The sequence below is a fragment of the Roseiarcus sp. genome (assembly GCF_052145395.1).
Taxonomy (GTDB): Bacteria; Pseudomonadota; Alphaproteobacteria; order Rhizobiales; family Beijerinckiaceae; genus Roseiarcus.
This window is the reverse complement of record NZ_JBKQOT010000018.1, coordinates 1-3,780: the sequence shown is the minus strand read 5'-3', so window position 1 is coordinate 3,780 and position 3,780 is coordinate 1. Positions and strand designations below refer to the sequence as shown.

Here is a 3,780-nt window from a genome sequence, read left to right as displayed (position 1 = left end):
GACGGACGTCGTCGCGCTTCTCGGCCGCTGTGCGTTTTTCACAGCCCTCTTTAGAAACTCGAGCTCCAACGCCTGCTTGCCGACGAGACGTTCGAGCGCCGCGATCCGGGCTTCGTAGTGCTGGAGCAGGTCGGCTGCGGCGGCATCCTCATCGAAGGCGCCGGCCTCGTACTTCTGAACCCAGACCCGGATCAGGTTTCGACAGACGTCGTGGCGCTTGGCGAGCCCGTGAAGGGTCTCGCCGGCCAAGAACTCCTGAGCGACCTGGCGCTTGAACTCGATGCTGTGCGTGCGGTGCTTGGCCATGGGCTTCCTTCTTTCGAAAGCCCGGCTCGACGGTCAATTCCAATCCGCCCGATTGTCCGCCCCAAGGGGCCCACTCCACTCGGTTGCGAGTTTTGCCCCTCGAAGGGGTCGATCCACCCGACAAAACTGTGCCCGTCGCGATACGCGAGCCGGCGGAGCGATGTTGGGTGATCGCGCATGGCTGGGGCGCGGCCACATCCGGGTCGCGTTAGCTGCTATCGTGCCGCATAGTCTGTCCGAGGACGCCTCGCGGGCGATGAGCGACCTCTATCCGATCGACGATCCCGCCAATTCAAGAGCGACGCGGCGAGAAGCCTAGTTCACCGGACGCATAATTCGAGAAAGTCTATTTTATTACTATGCTGTTCTGCGTCGATTCTTCTCGAAAATTGCGGCGCCTGCGTAACATTTCGACATGATCAGCCGATCTTAGGCAGGGGCCTACGGACGGCGGCAATCGCCAATCCGCACGGCGCCGCAACGCGCTCCTGCAAAGCTGCAGGCCGCGTCGTCAGTCGCGCCCGATCGGGCCAAACGAAACAGGAGCCACGCCATGAATTCCAGCAAAATCGCTCGCTTCGCCGCTATCGCCATCGTCGCCGCCGGCCCGTTCTTCGCCGGCGCCGCTTTCGCCGACGACGCCATGAAAAGCGACGCCACGCAGGGCGACGCGATGAAGGGCGACGCCATGAAGAAGGGTGACGCCATGAAGGGGGACGCGATGAAGGGCGACGCCATGAAGGGCGACGCCATGAAGGGCGACGCGATGAAGGGCGACGCGATGAAGGGCGACGCGATGAAGGGCGACGCGATGAAGAAAGATTCGAATTAAGTCAGGGCATAGGCGCGTCCGCTCCGCGCCTCGGCGGGAGCGGACGGGTAGCTCTAACTTCCGAACGTTACAGGAAGCCTCGGATGACCCAGGTCCTCGAAACCGCCACGCTGACGTCAGCCACGCCGCCGCGCCGGCTGCTGGTGCAGCGGCATGCGGCGCTGACTCGGCTCACCCACTGGATCAATCTTGCCTGCATCGTTGTCCTGCTGATGAGTGGCCTGCAAATCTTCAACGCGCATCCGGCGTTGTATTGGGGCCAATTCGGCGCCGACGCCGATCCGGCAGTGCTTGAGATCGGGGCCAATGAGGCGAACGACGGCAGCCTCACCGGCTATGCCCGCATCGGCTCCGTCACCATCCCCACCACCGGCGTCCTCGGCGCCTCTCGCAACGCCGACGGCGATGTCGTGGAGCGCGCCTTTCCGCGCTACGTGACGCTGCCTGGCTTTCGCGATCTTCATCTCGGCCGGCGCTGGCATTTCTTTTTCGCCTGGATCTTCGTCGCCAATCTGCTCGTTTACTATTTTGGCGGCCTCGCCAGCGGACACCTGCGCCGCGACCTGCTTCCATCCCTCAGCCAGCTCAAACCAAGCTCCATCGCCAAAGACATTTTGGATCATCTGCGGCTGAAGTTTCCGCACGACGAAGAGGCGCTGCAGTACAATTTCCTCCAGAAGATGGCCTATCTCGGCGTCATCGGCGTGCTGTTGCCAGCGATGATTCTGACCGGCCTCACCATGTCGCCCGCGATGGACGCGATCCTGCCCTGGCTCGTCGATCTGTTCGGCGGCCGGCAGTCGGCGCGCACAATCCATTTCATCGCCGCCAATCTGATCGTGTTGTTCATCTTCGTGCATGTCGTCATGGTCATCCTCGCCGGCCCGATCAATGAGCTGCGCTCGATGATCACCGGAAAATTCGCCATCCTTCCGGGAGCCAAGCATGAGTAAGTTTCAGCTTCCCCGCCGCCGCTTTCTGACGCTGGGCGCCGCGGGCTTCGGCTCTCTGTTGCTTGGCGGCTGCGGCGACGGACTTTCGGAATCACCGGATTTCGAGTCCTTTCTCGCTTCCGCGGAAAACCTGACCTATGGCTCGCAGCGTCTGCTCGGCGGCCGCCGTTCCCTGGCCCGGGAATTCTCTTCCACGGCTGTGTCGCCGGAGTTCAAGGTCAACGGCACGCACAAGCCAGACGGCGAGGAATACGCCGCCCTTGTTGAAAGTCATTTCGCCGACTGGCGCCTGAGAGTCGATGGCCTCATCATGAAGCCGTTGGCGCTTTCGTTGGCCGATCTCAAGGCGGCGCCGCAACGCACCCAGATCACCCGTCACGACTGCGTCGAGGGCTGGAGCGCCATCGGCAAATGGCAAGGCCCGCAGCTCGCCAATGTGCTCAATCAGGCGCAATTGCTGCCGAACGCGCGCTTCGTCGTTTTCCATTGCGCCGACAAATACGAGGAGGCCTCCGACGGTAACGGCCAGTATTACGAGAGCATCGACCTGATCGATGCATTCCATCCGCAGACCATCCTGGCGCACAGTCTTAACGATGCGCCGCTGACGGTTGGCCATGGCGCGCCGCTGCGGCTCCGGGTCGAACGCCAGCTTGGCTACAAGCAAGCGAAATATCTGATGAGGATTGAGATTACCGACCGGCTCGACAAGATTGCCCGCGGCAAGGGCGGCTTCTGGCCCGATCGTGGTTACGAGTGGTACGCCGGGATCTGACGAAGGCCCAGCCTGCAACCGCAATCCTGCCTGTCAGAAGCGGTAACGAATCTCAGCGACCCTGCTCGGCGCCCAAGCCCGTCATACGGCGGGTATGTTGAGCACCCCGGAAGCGAACATGCCCATCAGCCGGTAGACGGTTGCAGACAGAGGACATTCGCGTTGGCCCGGCGTTTCGGCAGTCTGTCGGTTGACCACTCGCTCCATCGCCGCCCGCAACAAAATTGCTCAACGCACGCGCCAATGATCTCCGGCTCGATCTCGGCGCGGCGCCCCAAAACGAGCCGCGCGGAGGCGTCCTAACTTGATGCGGCCGACGTCAGCTTCGGGCGGACACCGCGCCTACAGGTGACACCAGGCAAGGCCCGCTTACCTGCCCAGTTGCGACGTTCGCGGTCGCGACCCGCGACGACCCGCTCAACGTCGACCCCATCCCCCCATCCGCCTGCGCAAAGACGCCGTGATAGTGTAGATGGGGACAAACGCACTATCTGCCCCCGGGGGCGCCAGGTTACCGATCCCGACGCGCTGCAAAGACTTGACGATCTCAGCTCGATCCCTTGCCCGTGGCCGTGCCAACCCGCTGACGAAGCGATTTTACTTTGCTTCGGTATTTGGATCGGTGGCGTGTTGGATAAGCGTCACCGGCAAGTGCGTCAGATAGGCAAACGCGTGCGTCAATTGACCGACAGACTGTGCGGCGAATGTGATCGGGGTGGTCGGCGGCGCGGTCGGCGCGGCGGCAACTGGATCGGTGGCCGCCTCCTGAGCGGCGGGTAATTTCACCGTCTTCTCTGGCTGTTCCGGAGAAAGCGGCTGTTTCGGAGCCTCGGCCATTGCTCCCGCTGTGGCCTTCCCGCTCTTTGCGACAATTTTTCTTACCGACTTTTTGCTGGCATTGGGCGTTGCCGACA

4 protein-coding genes and 1 pseudogene are annotated in these 3,780 nt (G+C 62.5%); 3 read left to right on the top strand and 2 right to left on the bottom strand.

Features of this window, described 5'->3' with window-relative positions:
* Positions 1-306, bottom strand: a 306-nt coding sequence (locus tag ACLP25_RS00585) for a transposase (protein WP_442467307.1), incomplete at its 3' end; no start/stop codon positions are given.
* A gap of 553 nt (positions 307-859) precedes the next feature.
* Here ACLP25_RS00585 and ACLP25_RS00580 point away from each other — a divergent pair.
* The 3 genes from ACLP25_RS00580 to ACLP25_RS00570 all read left to right on the top strand — a co-directional run bounded on the left by ACLP25_RS00580 (position 860) and on the right by ACLP25_RS00570 (position 2,866).
* On the top strand, positions 860-1,138 hold the full coding sequence (locus tag ACLP25_RS00580) for a pentapeptide MXKDX repeat protein (RefSeq protein ID WP_442467306.1): 279 nt from the start codon (positions 860-862) through the stop codon (positions 1,136-1,138).
* A gap of 83 nt (positions 1,139-1,221) precedes the next feature.
* Positions 1,222-2,091, top strand: coding sequence for a cytochrome b/b6 domain-containing protein (locus tag ACLP25_RS00575; RefSeq protein WP_442467305.1), 870 nt, complete (start codon positions 1,222-1,224; stop codon positions 2,089-2,091).
* On the top strand, positions 2,084-2,866 hold the full coding sequence (locus ACLP25_RS00570; protein WP_442467304.1) for a molybdopterin-dependent oxidoreductase: 783 nt from the start codon (positions 2,084-2,086) through the stop codon (positions 2,864-2,866). The genes ACLP25_RS00575 and ACLP25_RS00570 overlap by 8 nt, the downstream gene beginning before the upstream one ends.
* 597 nt (positions 2,867-3,463) lie before the next feature.
* Here ACLP25_RS00570 and ACLP25_RS00565 read toward each other — a convergent pair.
* Positions 3,464-3,780: pseudogene (locus ACLP25_RS00565) on the bottom strand (hypothetical protein); the annotation flags it as partial.

Coding starts and splice junctions, on each gene's coding strand:
- ACLP25_RS00580 (WP_442467306.1), top strand. CDS start 860: ATGAATTCCAGCAAAATCGCTCGCTTCGCCGCTATCGCCATCGTCGCC.
- ACLP25_RS00575 (WP_442467305.1), top strand. CDS start 1,222: ATGACCCAGGTCCTCGAAACCGCCACGCTGACGTCAGCCACGCCGCCG.
- ACLP25_RS00570 (WP_442467304.1), top strand. CDS start 2,084: ATGAGTAAGTTTCAGCTTCCCCGCCGCCGCTTTCTGACGCTGGGCGCC.